General features: G+C 70.6%; 11 protein-coding genes and 1 pseudogene. 3 read left to right on the forward strand and 9 right to left on the reverse strand.

Annotation, left to right across the window (positions count from 1 at the left end):
- Positions 1-48 precede the first annotated feature (48 nt).
- From ABZT18_RS04070 to ABZT18_RS04090, 5 genes are all read right to left on the reverse strand, one after another.
- On the reverse strand, positions 49-1944 hold the full coding sequence (locus ABZT18_RS04070) for a CocE/NonD family hydrolase (protein WP_354992305.1): 1896 nt from the start codon (positions 1942-1944) through the stop codon (positions 49-51).
- Positions 1945-2164: 220 nt separating this feature from the next.
- Positions 2165-2743, reverse strand: a complete 579-nt coding sequence (locus tag ABZT18_RS04075; RefSeq protein WP_354992306.1) for a redoxin domain-containing protein — start codon at positions 2741-2743, stop codon at positions 2165-2167.
- Positions 2740-3174, reverse strand: a complete 435-nt coding sequence (locus ABZT18_RS04080; protein WP_354992307.1) for a hypothetical protein — start codon at positions 3172-3174, stop codon at positions 2740-2742. Before ABZT18_RS04080 ends, ABZT18_RS04075 begins: the two co-directional genes overlap by 4 nt.
- Before the next feature lie 85 nt (positions 3175-3259).
- On the reverse strand, positions 3260-5305 hold the full coding sequence (locus ABZT18_RS04085) for a M6 family metalloprotease domain-containing protein (protein WP_354992308.1): 2046 nt from the start codon (positions 5303-5305) through the stop codon (positions 3260-3262).
- 180 nt (positions 5306-5485) lie between these two features.
- Positions 5486-6403: a dihydrodipicolinate synthase family protein gene (locus tag ABZT18_RS04090; protein ID WP_354992309.1), complete on the reverse strand. Its 918-nt coding sequence runs from the start codon at positions 6401-6403 to the stop codon at positions 5486-5488.
- 257 nt (positions 6404-6660) lie between these two features.
- Here ABZT18_RS04090 and ABZT18_RS04095 point away from each other — a divergent pair, with 257 nt between their 5' ends.
- On the forward strand, positions 6661-7890 hold the full coding sequence (locus tag ABZT18_RS04095) for a helix-turn-helix domain-containing protein (protein ID WP_354992310.1): 1230 nt from the start codon (positions 6661-6663) through the stop codon (positions 7888-7890).
- Positions 7891-8049: 159 nt separating this feature from the next.
- On the opposite strand, the gene ABZT18_RS04100 is transcribed toward ABZT18_RS04095, so the two are convergent.
- The 4 genes and pseudogenes from ABZT18_RS04100 to ABZT18_RS04115 form a co-directional block, all read right to left on the reverse strand.
- Positions 8050-9471, reverse strand: a complete 1422-nt coding sequence (locus tag ABZT18_RS04100) for a glycoside hydrolase family 6 protein (RefSeq protein ID WP_354992311.1) — start codon at positions 9469-9471, stop codon at positions 8050-8052.
- Between the two features lie 226 nt (positions 9472-9697).
- The gene (locus tag ABZT18_RS04105; protein WP_354992312.1) at positions 9698-10063 is read right to left on the reverse strand and encodes a DNA polymerase ligase N-terminal domain-containing protein; all 366 of its coding nucleotides are present in this window, start codon (positions 10061-10063) and stop codon (positions 9698-9700) included.
- 258 nt (positions 10064-10321) lie between these two features.
- Positions 10322-13507, reverse strand: a complete 3186-nt coding sequence (locus ABZT18_RS04110) for a penicillin acylase family protein (protein WP_354992313.1) — start codon at positions 13505-13507, stop codon at positions 10322-10324.
- Positions 13508-13788: 281 nt separating this feature from the next.
- Positions 13789-14115: pseudogene (locus ABZT18_RS04115) on the reverse strand (hypothetical protein); the annotation flags it as partial.
- 130 nt (positions 14116-14245) lie between these two features.
- Here ABZT18_RS04115 and ABZT18_RS04120 point away from each other — a divergent pair.
- Entirely contained in the window at positions 14246-14656 is a 411-nt protein-coding gene (locus ABZT18_RS04120) for an NUDIX domain-containing protein (RefSeq protein ID WP_354992314.1), read from the forward strand.
- Between the two features lie 135 nt (positions 14657-14791).
- Entirely contained in the window at positions 14792-15616 is an 825-nt protein-coding gene (locus ABZT18_RS04125; RefSeq protein WP_354992315.1) for a DUF1963 domain-containing protein, read from the forward strand.
- Positions 15617-15662: the final 46 nt, after the last annotated feature.

A 15662-nucleotide genomic window follows, 5' to 3' on the forward strand; every position in this document is an offset into this window, starting at 1 on the left:
GGGCCGCCCCGGTGCTGAGCCGCGCCGGGCGGCGTGCCGATCAGCCGGTCAGAGGCCGGCGGCGTGCGCGGCGGTGGTACCGCCGACCACGGGTAGGACGATCTTGCTGCTCTTCAACGCGACCTGCAGGTTCGCGGCGGTGGTGTCCGCCTGGCTGGAGTACTGCGGGTAGCTGGCCACGATGATCACGCCGATCCGGTGGCCGGGCTTGAAGACGTAGTCCTCCGGCAGCAGCGGGAAGCTGAAGTTGTACGACTCCCCCTGCACCAGCGGCACGGCGACGCGGATCGACTGCCGGTTCTGGGCGTCCATAATGCCCTTGGTGACCAGCTCGTAGTCGGCCGTGGCCACCCGCTTCGTCGTCTGCTTGTAGCAGCCGTCGTCCGTCGGGCTGCTCTGGCCCCAACAGTCCTCCGTGGTCAGGGTGATGATTCCCTCGCCGGAGGCCCGGTGCGCGACCCGCTCGTCGGTGCCGTAGTCGACCAGGATCGCCCCGAGGTTGGTGTCGGTCTGGTCGGCGGAGGCCCGCAGTTGCACGGTCGGGGTGCCGGAGATGTGCAGCGGCGCGGAGAGTGGCGCGGAGAGGAAGGCCAGCCGGTTGGGCTGCACCACGTCCGGGTTGAGGATCATGGTGTTCTGGCTCTGCGTGCGGCTGTCCTGGAACGCCCCGGTCGTCGGCTTCGCGGTGGGCACCAGCCCGAGACCGCCCGCGCCAGTGGTGCCCGGCTGGAGGAACACCTCGGTGTCGGCCTTGCCGGGGATCGGCCAGTCGGCGTGGGTCTCCCACACGTCGGCGGACCGCTCCAGGTCCACCCGCGGCTCGTCCATGATGCCGTTGGCGACGCCCTGCAGCCAGAAGTCGAACCAACGGTGCAGCGTCGACACCCACACCGCGCGGCGCGAGTCGAACGGGTCGACGTGGCCCTCCTGCGACAGCCACAGCTTGCGCGGCACGTTGTTCTCCGCCAGGGCGTACCAGAACTTGCTGAAGTGGTCCGGCCGGACGTTGTCGTCGTTGAGGCCGTGGTAGAGCAGCACGCTTGCGGTGACGTTGGGGACCTTCTTGACGTAGCTGCGCTCGTTCCAGAAGGCCGTGTAGTCGCCGTGCTCGTCGCCGTCGGCGGCGGCTATCGCGTCGCGCACCGGCTTGCAGTACTCCCGGCGCTCGGGGTTGGTGACCGTGTTGGCCAGCGACGCCACGTAGCTGTTGCCACGGGTGATGACGCCGTTGCTGCGCACGTAGTCGTAGTACTCGGTGGGTCCGCTGATGGGCACGACCGTGGTCAGGCCCTTCACGCCGGTCACCGCTGTGGCCATGGCCAGCGAGCCGTCGTACGACTTGCCGATCATCCCCGTCTTGCCGTTGTGCCAGTCCGCCTTGACGATCTCACCGGCGGCGTTGCGGGCGGTGGCCCGGCCGTTGAGCCAGTTGATGGCCTGCTTGGCGCTCAGGTTGTCCTGGTTGGCGTTGGTGGTCGGGCAGCCGGTGGAGTTGTTGGTACCGACCATGTCCAGCAGGATGACCGCGTAGCCGCGCGGGACGAAGTAGTTGTCGTAGAACAACGGCCACTTGTCGAGCAGCCCGTCGCCGTCGAGGTCCGCCTTACACTCGGACTCGTTGCCCCGGCAGACCGTCGAGTAGTAGGGGCTGGCGTCCATCACCACGGGGGCCTTGAGCCCCTGCGCGGTGGCCGCCGGCCGCATCAGGTCGAACGCGATGATGTCACGCAGACCGTCGTTGTCGCTGTCGAAGGTGGAGTCGATGAAGAGGCGTTCCCGGATGGCGTCGGCGTAGCCGAACACCGGCTGGGTGACGCCGTCCTGGACGACGATCGACGGCGGGCCGTCCGCCGCCTGCGCCTGCGGCGCCGCGCCGAGGGCGGCGAGCACTGTCGCGGACAGTACGGCCACGCCTCTGCGCCAGCGCGTTCCCACTGTAGCCATGCAGTCTCCTTGATATGTCCGAGGCTGCGTACGCTACGAGCCGGTGGCCTGTGCCACCACCTGCACGTGTAGGAACTTCGCCGGGTGTGGTTCGACGGGGTGCTCCCTCGCCCGACGGGAAGCGGACGTGGCGGGCAGCCGTGCCCCGGGCACGGGGAAGCCTCGGTGCGACGCCGACCGGTGCCGGGTCGGGCCGCACCGAGGTGCCTGGGCGTCGGGACTACGGCTGGCCAACCAGCACCAACTCCCGCAGCCGCTGGTCGAGTGCCGGGGCGTCCAGGCCACCCGGCCAGCCGCGCAGCAGGGCGCCACCCTTGGCCACCAGCACGACGGCCGGCGGCTCCCGCACCGCGTACGAACGCCAGATCGTCTGCTGGTCGTCCAGGACGACCGGATACTCCACCCGGTGAGCGCGTAGGTAGTCCTGGACCTCGTCGGCCTGGTCCGCGCCGGCCACGCCGACGAAGACCACCCGGTCCCGATAGTTGCGCGCAAGCTCACTGAGGGCGGCCTGGCGGCTGGCGCAGGTGGTGCACCAGGAGTTGAAGAAGGTGAGCACGACGGGACGCTGCGCCCACAGCTCGGCGGCGGCGAACGGTGTGCCGTCGGTCAGCGCGCCGGTGAACGCCGGGGCGGCCGGAGCGGTGCCGGGCGCCGGGCGCAACGCCAGGTCGGCGGGGACCGGCCCGGGCAGCGCCGCAGCCCCTCCGGCGGGCGCCGGCGCGGGCTCGGGCGGGGGCGTGCTGCATCCGCCCAGCAGCGCCGCCGCCAGCAACAGCGGCAGGAGGGCCTGCCTCATGACGGGACCACCGCCACCAGCGCCGGGCCCTCGCTGCTGTCCGGCGTCAGGTCGAGCGCCGGCCGGCCGTCCACCTCCAGGCGGTAGGAGGCCCGCTGCGGCACGCGCACACCGACGGCGAACTCGCAGTAGGTGGGCACGCGCTCGACTCCCAGGTCCTCGGCGAAGGCGGCCACCGCAGTCCCCGCCGGCAGCCGCCCGGTGGCCAGCGCCGCGCCGTCCGCGTCGAGCACGCGGAACTGCGCCCGGTTGTGGAAATGCAGGTAGGGACCGGTGCCGGCGCAGTCCACGCCCGCGGCCCGGATGTTGATGTCGCGAACCAGGACCCGGACGGTCGTCGGGGAGACCGTCTCCTGGGCGGCGCCGACGGCGCCGCAGCCGGTTGCGCCGGCCAGCAGCAGGGGCAGCAGTGTCATGGTGCTTCGCCGCACGTCGTCCTCCTCTTTGTCCGCCTGCCGGGTCCGCGGCGGCAGGCCGCCGCGGACCCGGCAGGAACGGGTCAACCTCGGGCGCCGGTCAGGACTTCTCGACTCGGCACTGCTTGGTCACGGTCTTCGTCGGGTCGCTCTCCGAGGTCGCGGTGAGCTTCACGAAACCGGTGTCCGCGGCGGCGGCGGTGGCACCCACCGACACCTTGACCGTGGTGGCCTTGCCGAACTGCGCGGTGGCGAGCTGGTTGGGCAGCCAGGTCCGCCAGCCCTTGCCGGCCACTTCCGCCGACAGGCGGTAGACGTCCGACTTGAGGTACGCGCTGACGTTCTCCGGGTGCTGCTGCCCGCCGGCCGAGTACGAACCGGTGTTGGTCAGCTCGAACGAGCAGGTCGCCCCGCGGTTGGTCGGCTTGCCGCCGCTGGTCACCTCGCCCTTGCCCAGTGTCACGCCGTGGCTGCTCGGCCCGCCGGTGCCGTTCAGCGAGCGCACCGCCACGGTGTAGGACAGCGAGCCGGCCGAGTCCCGCTTGAGGTCGATGATGTAGAAGTGCAGCCGGTTGGCCTCGTCGACGTACTCGTACTGACTGCCGGTGTCCGCGCCGGCGTGGAACAGCGCGTCGGAGAGCTGCCGGTAGTCACCCATGGTGATCTTCTGCGGGGTGCCGTCCGGGCGATAGAAGTCGATCATGTCGATGTCCTGCGGGTTGGCGTCCACCACCCACTGGAACGGTGCGCTGTCGGCGTTCTTCGTCTTGCTCAGCAGCACGCCGCTGTCCGGGGTGAAGGAATCCGCGCCCATCCGGTCGACGACCTCGACGGTGTAGTTGTTGAAGTTGCCGCCGTCGCACAGCGGGTCGGTGCTGACGCCGCACGTCGGCGACAGGTCCTTGTTCAGCGCGATGTTCACGCCGGTCAGGCCCTTCGGGCCGGCGTCGACCGCGCGGGCGGTGACCTGCGCGACCACCATGCCCGAGGAGGCGAGCGACTCCCGGGACAGCCGTAGCACGTGCTCCTCGCCGAGCAGGCCTATCTTGATCTTGTCCCGCACGGTGTGCAACGAGCCCATCGAGCCGCCGTTGGTCGGCGGGATCTGCCAGCGGGTGTGCGGACCGCCCGGGCCGTTGAACGACCCGCGCGACATCATGCTCCAGATCCCGGTGTACGCCCTGCGCAGCGGCTCGCCGTACGGGTTGTTGTAGTTGTCGCCGATGCCGAGCAGATGGCTCAGCTCATGGGCATAGACGCCCATGCCGGAACTCTCCCCCTGCGTCGAGGAGCCGCCGCCGGCGTTCGGCCACAGTGTCGCCGCCGCCTTCCACGAGGTCCAGTCCACGTAGCGGGTCTTCGCCCAGTTCGGTAGGTTGGGGTCCGGCGGGCCCCAGGCATCCGGCACGTCCTCCTTGTTCTGGAAGATCATCTGCCCGAACTCCTGCCAGGTCGATGACTCGTCCTGGCCGGCGCTGAGGATGAACACCAGCTCGTACTGGTTGGCCACCTCCTCGCCGACGGCCGCCCGCCAGGCGCCCAGGCCGTCGGTGCGGATGTTCTTGCCGCACACGTCCCCGCTCGGACAGGCGCCCGGGTTGAACCCGTTGTCCAGCCCGTACTGGTAGGACTTGGCCGGCATCTCGTACGGCCCGAACCCGGCGAGGTCGACGCCGTAGCGGCCGTTGGAGTCCTGCATCCAGTACTCGTGCAGGGTGTGGCCCTTGTTGAGGGTGTTCGGCGTGTTCAGGAAGTCCTGGTAGAACGTCGGCACGTCCGCCCGGGGGATGTTGGTCGCGACCGACTGGGGGTTGCCGAAGACCGTCGAGCGGGCCCGCTGGGAGACCGCGAACGTCTGGTCGGGATAGTCGAGCGCCACCAGGGCGATCTTGAAGTTGCGGACCGAGCCCGACACGCTCGGGTCGGCCCAGTTCTTGCCGGGCACGGCCTTGTAGTCGTTCCAGGTCATCGTGTCCGGGTTCTGCCAGGCCTGCGGGTCGAGGACCTGGAACGGCGCGGTGCCGCCGGCCGGGTTGGCCGGGGCCGCGGCGGCCTGCGCCGCCCCGGTCGCTACGAGCGTGGTCACCACGACTGCGGCCAGCACGGCCCGCCTCAGTCGGGTTCGGTTGGGGGTAGGACGGTGCACGGAACCACCTCTCGTCGGAGGGAAACGCGGCGCTGGCGTCCCGGGTGGGGGTATCGCGGAACACCTGTCAGCAGGCCACGCAGCGAATCTAGGAGGGCGGGCCGGTGCCGGTCACCGTGCAGATGTCGGCAGGTGGGCCTGCGACTTCCGACACCTGAAGGACCGGCGCCCACCGGCGGATCAGCCAGCGCGGGCCCCGGAAGCCGGTTCGGCGGTCGCCGCGAGGGCCCGCAGCACGTCCCGGCGGACCCGGTCGGCGGCGGGCCCGGACAGGGGTCCGCGCGGTGGGCGGCACCGGCCGCCGAACCGCCCGGCGCACTCCATGGCGAGCTTGACGGCCTGCACGGACTCGGGCCGGGAGGCCCAGCCGAGGATCGGGTGCAGCTCGGCGTAGAGCGGCAGCGCCCGGCCCAGGTCGCGGGCGACGCACAACTCGTACAGGCGCACGGCCTGGCGGGGCAACGCGTTGGGCAGGCTGGCGACCCATCCTGTGGCGCCGCACAGCACCAGTTCGAGCACCACGTCGTCGGCGCCGACCAGCACGTCGACGTGCGGGCAGAGGTCCCGCAGGCGGTGCAGCCTGCGTACATCGCCGGTGACCTCCTTGACCGCGACGATCCCGTCGATCTCGGCGACGGTCGCCAGCAGGTCCGGCGTGAGGTCCAGCCGGGTGTCGTACGGTTCGTTGTGGGCGACCACCGGCAGGCCGACCGCCGCCACCTCCCGGTAGTGGGCGACCACGTCGGCGGCGCGGGCGGCGGGCCCGTCGGGTGGCCGCGCGAGCACGCCGTGGGCTCCGGCCTCGGCGGCCTGCTCCGCCCAGCGGCGGGCCTGCCTGCTGCCGTAGCCGCCGACGCCGGGCACCACCGCGCAGCCGGACGGCGCGGCCTGCACCGTCGCCCGCACCACGGCGGCCCGCTCGTCGTCGGAAAGGGCCCGGTACTCCCCCATCGATGCGCACGGCACGACGCCGTGGCACCCCTCGGCGGCGAGCCAACGGACGTGTTCCTGGAGCTGGTCGAAGTCGACCGACAGGTCGGCGCGAAACGGCGTGGTGATGGCGACCAGCACGCCCCGCCAGGGCCTACCAGTTCCCACTCGGGAATCCCCTCTCCGCGCCGGCACCACCCGTCATCACGCCCGCACTGTGCGCGGCGGCGCTGGTGCGGTCCATACCGGAACCCTAGGAACGCCTGTCGCCTCCGGTCTTCGGACAGATGCCGGAACAGTCGCGTTGCCGCCCGTCATTTTGTCGCGACTTCGACAGTGGACCTTGCGCGATGACCCACCCGCACCGGAGGGTAAGGACTGGCGGTCGCGCGATCCCTGTCACGCAGCGCAACCAGGGGAGATACATGCACGGTGAGCTCCAGCGAATCGTCGACGCCGTCGCCGCCCGGGTGGGGAGACCCGCCCTCATCGAAGACCGGCGGCAGCGGGTGGTCGCCTACAGCGAGCACGACGGCCCGATGGACGACGTCCGCCGGATGTCGATCCTGCGCCGGCAGACGACGCCGGAGGTGATCGCCTGGTTCCGGGGCATGGGCGTGCTCACGGCGCGCGCGCCGGTCCGTACCCCCGCCTGCGCCGACCTGGACCTGCTGGCGAGGGTCTGCGTGCCGATCCGGCACGACGACCTGCTGCTCGGGTTCGTCTGGTTCATCGACGCGGACGGTTCGATGACCGACGCCGACATCGCCACCGCGACCGGCGCCTTCACCGACCTGTCGCTGGCCCTGTACCGGGAGAACCTGCTCGGTGAGCTCGCCTCGCAGCGGGAGACCGAGGCAACCCGCACCCTACTGGTGGAGAGCCGGCAGGCGCGCGAGCACGCGGCGCGGGCGCTGCTGGAGGAGGGCATGGTGGCGGCCGACGGGTCGACCGTCGCGCTCGTCGCCCAGCTCGTGCCGGCCGGCGGGCGGCAGCCCGACGAGGTGGCCCGGATCGCCCTGGAACAGGCCCTGGTCACCACCCGCCGGTGGATCGGGGTGCGGGAGACGCTGCACCTGGTCTGGCACGACCACGGGGTGCTGCTGGTCTGCGGCGACCGGGTCGCCGGCCGCCCCTCGCCGGAGGCGTCCGCCGGGCACCTGGACGAGGCGCTGGGCACCGCGACCCGCGGCCTGGCCTCGGTGGACCGGACCGTGACCGGGATCGGCCAGCCCCGCGCCGGGTTGTCCAGCGCGGTCGAGTCCTACCAGGAGGCCGCGCAGGCGGCCCGGGTCGGTACGCAACTGCCCGCGCTGGGCCCGGTGGTCTCCTGGGCCGGCCTGGGCATCTACCGGGTGTTGTCCCAACTGGACAGTCAGCACCTCGACGTCGCGGGCGTCCATCCCGGGCTGGAGCGGCTGCTGCGCGACGACGCACACCAGGTGCTGCTGGAGACCCTGGAGGCCTACCTCGACCTGGCGGGCAACGCGCACGCGACCGCCGAGAAGCTCCGGCTGCACCGGACCACCCTCTACTACCGGCTGCAACGGGTGGAACAGCTCGCCGGTACCGACCTGAAGGACGGCAACGAGCGGCTGTGCCTGCACCTGGCCATGAAGCTCGGTCGGCTCACCGGCGATTACCGCACGGCGTGACGCCGCCTGGCGCCAGCCCGCGCACACGCACCGTGGTGGCTGTCCGCAGGGGCACCACGGGCGCGCCGATTGACACGAGATAGACGTCGCCGTCGGTCACCGCCGCCCGGCCCGGCGCGAAGAGTGGTCCTCCGCGCCGGGCCGTGGCATCTGGTGGGGTCAGCCGGCCGCGCAGGTGGCCGTCGCGCCCGGGCCGGTGCCGGTGCCCTGGAAGCCGAAGTTGGACGACTGCCCGGCGCCGACGTGTCCGTTGTAGCTCACGTTGGTGAACCGGACGGTTCCGCTGGTGCCGCTGGCCTGGGCGTTCCAGGCGCCAGTGATCGCGGCGCCGCCGGGCAGCGTGATGGTCACGGTCCAGCCGTTGATGTCAGCAGAACCGGCAGTGACCGTCACGCTCGCGGTGAAGCCGCCGGACCACTGGTTGACCGACACCGACGCGAAGCAGCCGTTACCCGTCGGCGGCGGCGTGGTGGGAGGAGCCGTGGTCGGCGGAGCCGTGGTCGGCGGCGCGGTCGTCGGCGGGGCCGTGGTTGGCGGGGCAGTGGTTGGCGGGGCAGTGGTCGGCGGAGCGGTCGTCGGCGGCGCGGTGGTGGGCGGGTTGGGCGCGCCGTTGGCCAGGCTGTAGGCCAGGTCGGGCTGGAACGAACCGGCCGTGTAGCGGCAGCCGTCTGCCTCCCCCGGCGGCTTCACCCACAGGTACGCATCGATGTTGCTGTCGCCGGTATTCGTCGTCGGGTACTGCCCGATGCGCCGGTCGGAGTTGTCGTCGCCGCACCAGTCCCCACTCGCACCCCCGTTGCGGCTGGTGTCGATGACCTGGCGCTTGCCCGAGATGCCCATGCCGTTGAGGGCGGAGATGACCGACCGGCCGAAGTTCGCCTCGCCGGAGGTGGAGTTGTAGTTCGACACATTGGTGAAGAAACCGTCGGCGTACTGCACGCCGGCCGCCCGGAGCCGGTTGGCCGTCTCACCCGCGCTGTTCCAGGTGGAGTGGCCGCCGTCGAGGTACACCTTGGCGTTGGGGTTGGCCGACTTGATGGTCCGGGTGGCCGTCGTGATCGCCTGGTTGCGCGCGCTGATCTCGCCGCCACTCAGGCACGTCTGCAGGGCGAGCGCGTCGGTCTCCAGGATGATCATGACCGTCTGGTTGCCCAGCCCTCTGGCGAAGTTGGACACCCACGTCTGGTACTGGTTGAGGTCCGGTGCCCCACCGCCGCTGGCCCCGCCGCAGTCCCGGTTGGTGATCTCGTACACCGCCAGCACCGGGATCTGCTGCGCCGCGTTGGCGGCGCCGATGAACCCGGAGACCTCGGACTGCACGGTCGACGGGTTGAAGTTGGCGAACCAGCGGGCCTGCGGCTGACTCGCGATCTTGTCGCGGATGACGGCGGCACGCGAGTCGCCGGGGTTGGCGGCGACCCAGCGGACAACGGCCGAGCTCGGGTCGCGGTAGAGCGGTCCGGACACCGTGCCGGCGGACGCGCCGCCGACCGCGAGACAGACGCCGGCGGCGGTGGCGCCCGCGACGGCCGCCACACTGAGGGCCGCCCATCTGTGGCGTCGGGGGGAGAGGATAGCCACGACGTGTTTCCTCCTGATCACATAGATGTATCTAAGTTCATGGGAGCGTTCCCAAGGACGGTAGCGGAGGCGCGGGCCGCTGCCAAGATGTGAAGACCCGTCGTTGAGGCCGCGGAGGCGCCAACGGTGTGCCCGGCAGCGCCCCGCCACGATCGCGCACGCCATCCTGGCCCTACACCGCACCGACAACCCGACCCAAGGAGTACGGGCGGACCTCGGGAGGCTTCTAACCGCGCTCGTCCGGAGGCTGCTCTTTCGTCAGGTGGAGCAGCCAGCCCTCACCGGTCCTGATGAGCGCGTATCGCCGCCGGCTGGTGCGGCCGTTCAACGTGAACAGCATTCGACGCTCGGTGCGGTCGTGCTCCTCCCAGGTGCCGATGTCGACGATCGACTTGTCGGCGTCCTCGTAGGTGAGGTGATCGAGGTGGTGGTCGGGCACGGGGATCGCGAGCCGGTTGCCGTTGGGGCTGTCCGGCAGGCCGCGAGGCACCGCCCAGGAGCGCAGCACACCGCCCTCCTCAAGCCGCAGGTCAAAGTGCGGTCGTGGTTTGCGGTGGTGGTGCAGGACGAATGCAGGTGCCACTCTCACCATTGTCCGCACACGTCGGCCCCGCCGCCTGCCGATGGATGCGCTACCGCTCAACCTGTTCATCCGCGGACCCATCCAGCGCCTCGCGCGCCCGGTCCCCGTCCGTGCCCACCAGGAATGTCACGCGACCTTGAGGTTCTGCATCCGGTTTCCTCGGGCCTCGTCGTGTTCGGGAACGCCGGCTTGCCCTGCCCGCCGGCCATGGCGCTGCGCACGCCCCGGAGGGCCGGCGGGTGATTCCCGCCGGCCCTCCAGACGTGGTCACCGTCCGTAGAGCTCGAATTCGTAGAGCGAGAACCCGTACGAGGTGGCCCGCTTGACCCCGTACACCCGCACGTAGCGGGCGCTGACCGGCGCGAAGGTGGCGTTGTCGACGCCGCCGTTGCCGGTGGTGGTGCTGAACACCGGCTGCCAGGAGGTGCCGTCGCCGGAGACCTCGATCCGGTACTCGGTGCCGTACGCGGCCTCCCAGCGCAGCACCGCCCGGCTGACCGTCCGGGCCGTGCCGAGGTCAACCCTGAGCCACTGGTTGTCGTTGTAGCTGCTGGACCACCGGCTGCCGAGACTGCCGTCGACCGCCTTGCCCGGGGTGTTGCTGGTCAGGAACTGGGTGCTGGACGCGGTGGCCGGACGGCCCTGCGCCAGGTTCGTGACGTTGTCACCCCGGCGCGCCGGGAACGAGACGACCTGCTGGTAGGTGGGACGGTTCTGCCAGGCGATCAGCGGGTGGGTGATGCCGCCGAGCCCCGACTGGGCGATGGAGTCGGCGCACCACTGGTCGCCGGCCCCGCAGGACGTGTCACCTGGGTAGACCGTGGTGGCCGGCACCGTGGCGGCCTGGCCGAGCGTGGCGAGCAACCCCTGTCGGCACGCGCCGAGGTTGCCGTTGCCGCAGTACGCGCGCCCCAACCCGCCGGCGACGGGGTCGCCGAGGACGGTGCGCAGGTCCTTGTCGACGTAGCCCCACCAGCCGTACTGGAACGAGGAGCCCTTGTGCGCCTGCCCTTGCGGCGCCCAGCTCACGGCGCCGTCACGCCCGCCGTTCTGGCCGCCGGACGGTGCCTCGTTCACCTCGATGGCGTCGACCAGGGCGGCATACAGGTCGGGCCCGAGGCCGGGGCGGAACTGGGCTGCGGCCAGCAACGGCCACCAGGCGTCGAAGATCCGGATGGCGTCGGCGTGCTGGTAGACCTTGGAGCCAGGTGACGTCTCCACCCGGCGGGTGCCGGCCTGCTGCCAGGCCCGCAGTTTGCTCACCGCGTCGACCAGCGCCGGATCGGTGACCGGCGTGCTGTCGAGCACCCGCAGCAGTTCGCCGAGGACCTGCTGGCCGCGCAGGTCGGTCACCGCCGCGTCTGCGGTGATCTTGACGACGTCGGCGCGGCCGAGCTTTCGCTGGGCGATCGCGGCGCGCACCGGGCCGTCGAGCAGCTGACCCCGGTGTACGGAGCCGAAGCTGAAGTTGCCGTCCGCCGCGCCGAAGTCCCGCGCCTGCTTGTTGTTCCAGCTGACGTAGTAGTCCTGGTTGACCGACTGGGGATGGGTCGAGGGCGGGGTGTAGGTGGCGTCGTTGGTGTCCGGGTTCCAGCCCACCCACTCGTAGGCCGGCTCGGCCTTCGTCGGCAGGTTCGGGTCGGCGGTGGCGGGCCGGACCGGGTTCGAGCCGGAGTTGAAGTACGCCGCCTCGGTCGAGTTGACGTAGAACCAGTTGAACGCGTACCCGACGTTGGCCGCGGACGCCTGGAACGCCGCCGCGCTGCCCATGGCCGACGGGTCGTTGTACGCCTGGAAGCCAATCGCCGACTCGGCCTCGTGCCGGTAGGTCGAGCGCAGCCTGGTGAACGCGGTCGGCTGCCCGTTCACCAGGCCCCGGTAGGCCACCAGCCCGTACTTGGTGCGCAGCGCGCGCAGCGTGTACGAGCCGGCCGGGGTGGAGTCGGCCAACGTCGGCGACCAGGAGTTGCGCCGCTCCAGCACCTCCATCGCCAGGCACTGGCCCCGGTGGAGGTAGCGGTTGGAGCGCAGCGTCGGGGCGCTGCCGTCGGTGGTGCACAGCGGCACGGCGTACGTGTCGGTCAGGTCCTGGGAGGCGGAGGTGGCGCTCCAGGCGTAGTCCTGGCCGCGGCCGAGCAGCACGTAGAGGTTCAGCCCGGCGAACGCGGCGCCGCGCGCGCTGATCCCCGGCCCCTGGAGTTCCTGAAGCATGAGCAGTTGCGGGGCGAAGTAGCCGGTCTGCGGGCCGAACACGGCGACCGGGTTGCCGGTGGTGGTGTGCCGGCCGGAGACCACCACCGCGTTGGACATGCCGTGCGCGCGCAGGTTGGACAGCCCGCCGAGCAGACCCTCGGTGGCGGTGCTGGCACCGGCGCGGGCGGCGGCCCCGCCGCTGGCGTCGTAGGCGAGGGGCTCGGCGGTCACCGTGCCGGCGTCCGGAAGCACCGCGCTGGTCGCGCCCGGCGGTGTCGCGCCGTACGGGAAGCTCTGCCCGTCGTGCAGCGTGAGCACGGCCTCCGGGTCGTTCTGCGAGCGGAACGCCTGCCAGACCCGGTCGCCCTCGGTGGTGCCGTACTTGGCCCGGGCGGCCACCCGGACCAGCGCGGACTGGATCTCGCTGCCACCGCCCCCGCCGAAGAGCCCGCCAACCACACCGGCGGTGGCGATCAGATCGGTCATGGTGAAGTGCGTCGGCTTGCCAGCGCCGGTCAGCACGTACTCGCCGGGGTAGTTGTCGTCGGCGATCGACTTGTCGACGTAGGCGTTGATGCCGGCGATGTAGTCGACCACGTCGGTGTAGAGCTGCTGGCCCCGGGTGCCCTTGAGGCGCAGCGCGTTCACCTGCGCCTGGAGGTCCGCCTCCGAGTAGGGCGAGTTGGCCCAGATGCTCTGCTCCAGCTCACGGTTGCCCGGTGCGCCGCCAGCGAACGAGGTGAGCGTGCCGCGACCGGCATGCCGCAGCAGGTCCATCACCCAGAGCCGGTCCTGTGCTCCAGCGTAGCCGGCGCCGAACATGGTGCCGGCGCGGGTGGTGCCGGTGACGTGCGGGACGCCGGTCGCCTTGTCCCGCACGATGGTGACGTCCGCCCGCGGTGAAATGGTGCTCTCGACCTGCGCGGCGGGGACGCCGAACGAGGCGTCGTTGTAGAAGTGGGCGATCTGCTCGTCGGTCAGCCCGGCGTAGTTGTAGACCAGGTTCGCGTACTCGTCGAGCTGGTCGCTGGAGTGTGCCGGGCGAGTGCCGAGCGTCTGGTGGGCCAGGATGGCGACCAGCGTGGCGTTGCCGTTCTGCCCGGGGGGCAGGATGTCGGCGCACTGACCGAGGCAGTAGTCGTCGGGGGTGAAGGTGGTGGCGGCGAGCACCGGTGACGGCGGGATGACCGTCAGGACGCTCGCGGTCAGGGCGGCGGCGGTGAACGCTGCGAGCCGGGCGCGAAGGGCGGGTCTGGGCATGGCGATCCTCCGGGGACGCGGAGTCGGGCCGTTCGGTACGCCCGGCTGCCGGTGCCGGCCCCTCGCCGTCCGTGCCCGGGCGTTCCGCTCGGAGGTGAGAATGACTCACATCGATCTGGGGCAATGATCGGCGCAGGACCGCCCTCCGGGATAGCCGTCGTTCACCACGCGTCAATGCCGACGTTTCGCCGTGCTCACGGCCGCTGCGCGCCCTGTCAGCAGCGTGAGAGTGAGACCGATCACGGAGTGCTACCGACTTCCGAGCCATTGACGGACCCGGGCGTCTTCCAATGCAGCCCGCGCTCAGGCATCTCGTCGTCGTCCGGGAAATCGACAACGGGCAACTGCGGCAGCCCGAGCCGTGGCGCGACGATGTCGTTCGCGTCGGCCATCCAGGTAGTCGCCCAAACCAGCTCGCATCCCAACCCCAGCAACGTGCGACCGTCCGCCGGCTCAAGGCGATCCATCAGCGGACTGCCCGACGTCTCTGCCGACGCGATGCCGTCACCCGTGGCGGGCGTGCGCCCGATCGGCCGAGCCCGGAACGGGATCAGCGGGCCATCGACGTCCAGGAAAAGAAGCGGGCGGCCGTCATGGATGGCGATCATCCTGGGAACCTACCCGCGGCCGCAACACCCCAGCACCGGTGACCGGTGCACGCTCGGCGGCAGAGCCGGCTGTCTGCGCGTGCCCTCTGGCTGGAGCAAGCTTGTCCTATCCCTGTGCTCTAATCCCGTCATGCATGTCGTCGTCTGCGGCGCACTCGTGGAGAACGGCGCGGTCCTGCTGGTACACCGCAGCCCGACCCGCCGGGCATACCCGGATCTCTGGGATCTGCCCGGGGGGCACGTCGAAGCGGGTGAGTCGGAACTACAGGCCCTCGCGCGTGAGATGCACGAGGAGCTAGGGGTTCAGATTGTGGCGGAGTCCTCGTCACGGTTGGGCGACCTGCATGCCGGCAGTGGCGAGGACGCCGTCCACGTGGGCGTCTGGCAAATCGGAGACTGGGTCGGCTCTCCCACCAACCGTGCACCCGAGGAGCATGACGACATCGCATGGGTCGGGATCAGCGAGTTGGGCGGCCTTTCCCTCGTGTTTGGCGCCCTGCCGGCATTGCTTCGTAGCCGTACTGGAACGTGTGGCCGTTGAAGTTGGGTTCGTGGTGGTTCAACGGCATCGAGCCATTGGACTTGTGCCAGTAGTCCTTGTTGTAGGTGGACGACATTGCAGTGCCACAGCCACCGTCGCCCTGGGCTGTCGGGGCTCATCTCTACACTGCCGCGCATGAGTTCCACGTACTCGCAAAATTTCATCGATCCGTTCCGCGCCAAGGCGGCCGAGCAGAGCATCCCGCCAGCCGATGTCGAACGATGGATTAGCGGCCTCCGCCCGTTTGCGACGCTCCTCCCTTACGGAGACGGGCCGGTGGCGGGCCGGTGGGGTGGCAATCCGTGGCTTCCGGCCGACGTGCCCCACCCACCGTTCACACTTGTCACCTCGATCGATTGCGCGGCCCTGCCTGCCGAGGCGACAGACCTGCCCCTGCCCTCCGACGGTCAGCTGCTGCTGTTCTCCCACAACGACGGCGACGCGTGTTGCGACCTCGGAGGCACGGTGCTGTATGTCCCCGCCGGAGCAGCCATCGCCGAGCGACCCTGGATCGACGAAGACGAAGACGAAGACGAGAACGAAGACGATGAAGACGAAGATGGCCCGTGGCCCGTGGAGAGTCTGCGTCTGACGATCGTCCCCTATCACCCTTCCCACCCTGCCGACGACAGCACCACTCCCGAGCATCCGGGCGGCAAGGACCTGGCCAGGGCGTGGGAAGACTCGCAGGTATACCCACTCGGCACAAGAGGGGTGCAGTTGGGCGGCTGTCCCATCGAGCTCAACAACGGTCCCATCGACGCAGCCTTGAAGGCCGTAAATCCGCCGGACCCCGGCACGGAACCACCGAAGGACGAGGACTGGGTTCTGCTGGCCTCGGCGGATGGCACCGACATGTTCAACGGCGGAGAGCAGAACCTCATCAGCTGGGTGATTCCGCGCCAGGATCTGGCCGAACTGCGCTTTGATCGGGTCTACGTCCACTTGGACGGGGCGTGATCCGATGCGGCAGGCGGCGCAAGTCACGCTGACGCTCGCCGAAGTC

The organism is Micromonospora sp. NPDC005291 (assembly GCF_040607415.1).
GTDB lineage: Bacteria > Actinomycetota > Actinomycetes > Mycobacteriales > Micromonosporaceae > Micromonospora.

What these genes read in the sequence shown, in the direction of transcription:
- ABZT18_RS04110 (WP_354992313.1), bottom strand. Translation starts at nt 13,507, where the DNA reads ATGCCCAGACCCGCCCTTCGCGCCCGGCTCGCAGCGTTCACCGCCGCC.
- ABZT18_RS04075 (WP_354992306.1), bottom strand. Translation starts at nt 2,743, where the DNA reads ATGAGGCAGGCCCTCCTGCCGCTGTTGCTGGCGGCGGCGCTGCTGGGC.
- ABZT18_RS04070 (WP_354992305.1), bottom strand. Translation starts at nt 1,944, where the DNA reads ATGGCTACAGTGGGAACGCGCTGGCGCAGAGGCGTGGCCGTACTGTCC.
- ABZT18_RS04105 (WP_354992312.1), bottom strand. Translation starts at nt 10,063, where the DNA reads ATGGTGAGAGTGGCACCTGCATTCGTCCTGCACCACCACCGCAAACCA.
- ABZT18_RS04095 (WP_354992310.1), top strand. Translation starts at nt 6,661, where the DNA reads ATGCACGGTGAGCTCCAGCGAATCGTCGACGCCGTCGCCGCCCGGGTG.
- ABZT18_RS04125 (WP_354992315.1), top strand. Translation starts at nt 14,792, where the DNA reads ATGAGTTCCACGTACTCGCAAAATTTCATCGATCCGTTCCGCGCCAAG.
- ABZT18_RS04120 (WP_354992314.1), top strand. Translation starts at nt 14,246, where the DNA reads ATGCATGTCGTCGTCTGCGGCGCACTCGTGGAGAACGGCGCGGTCCTG.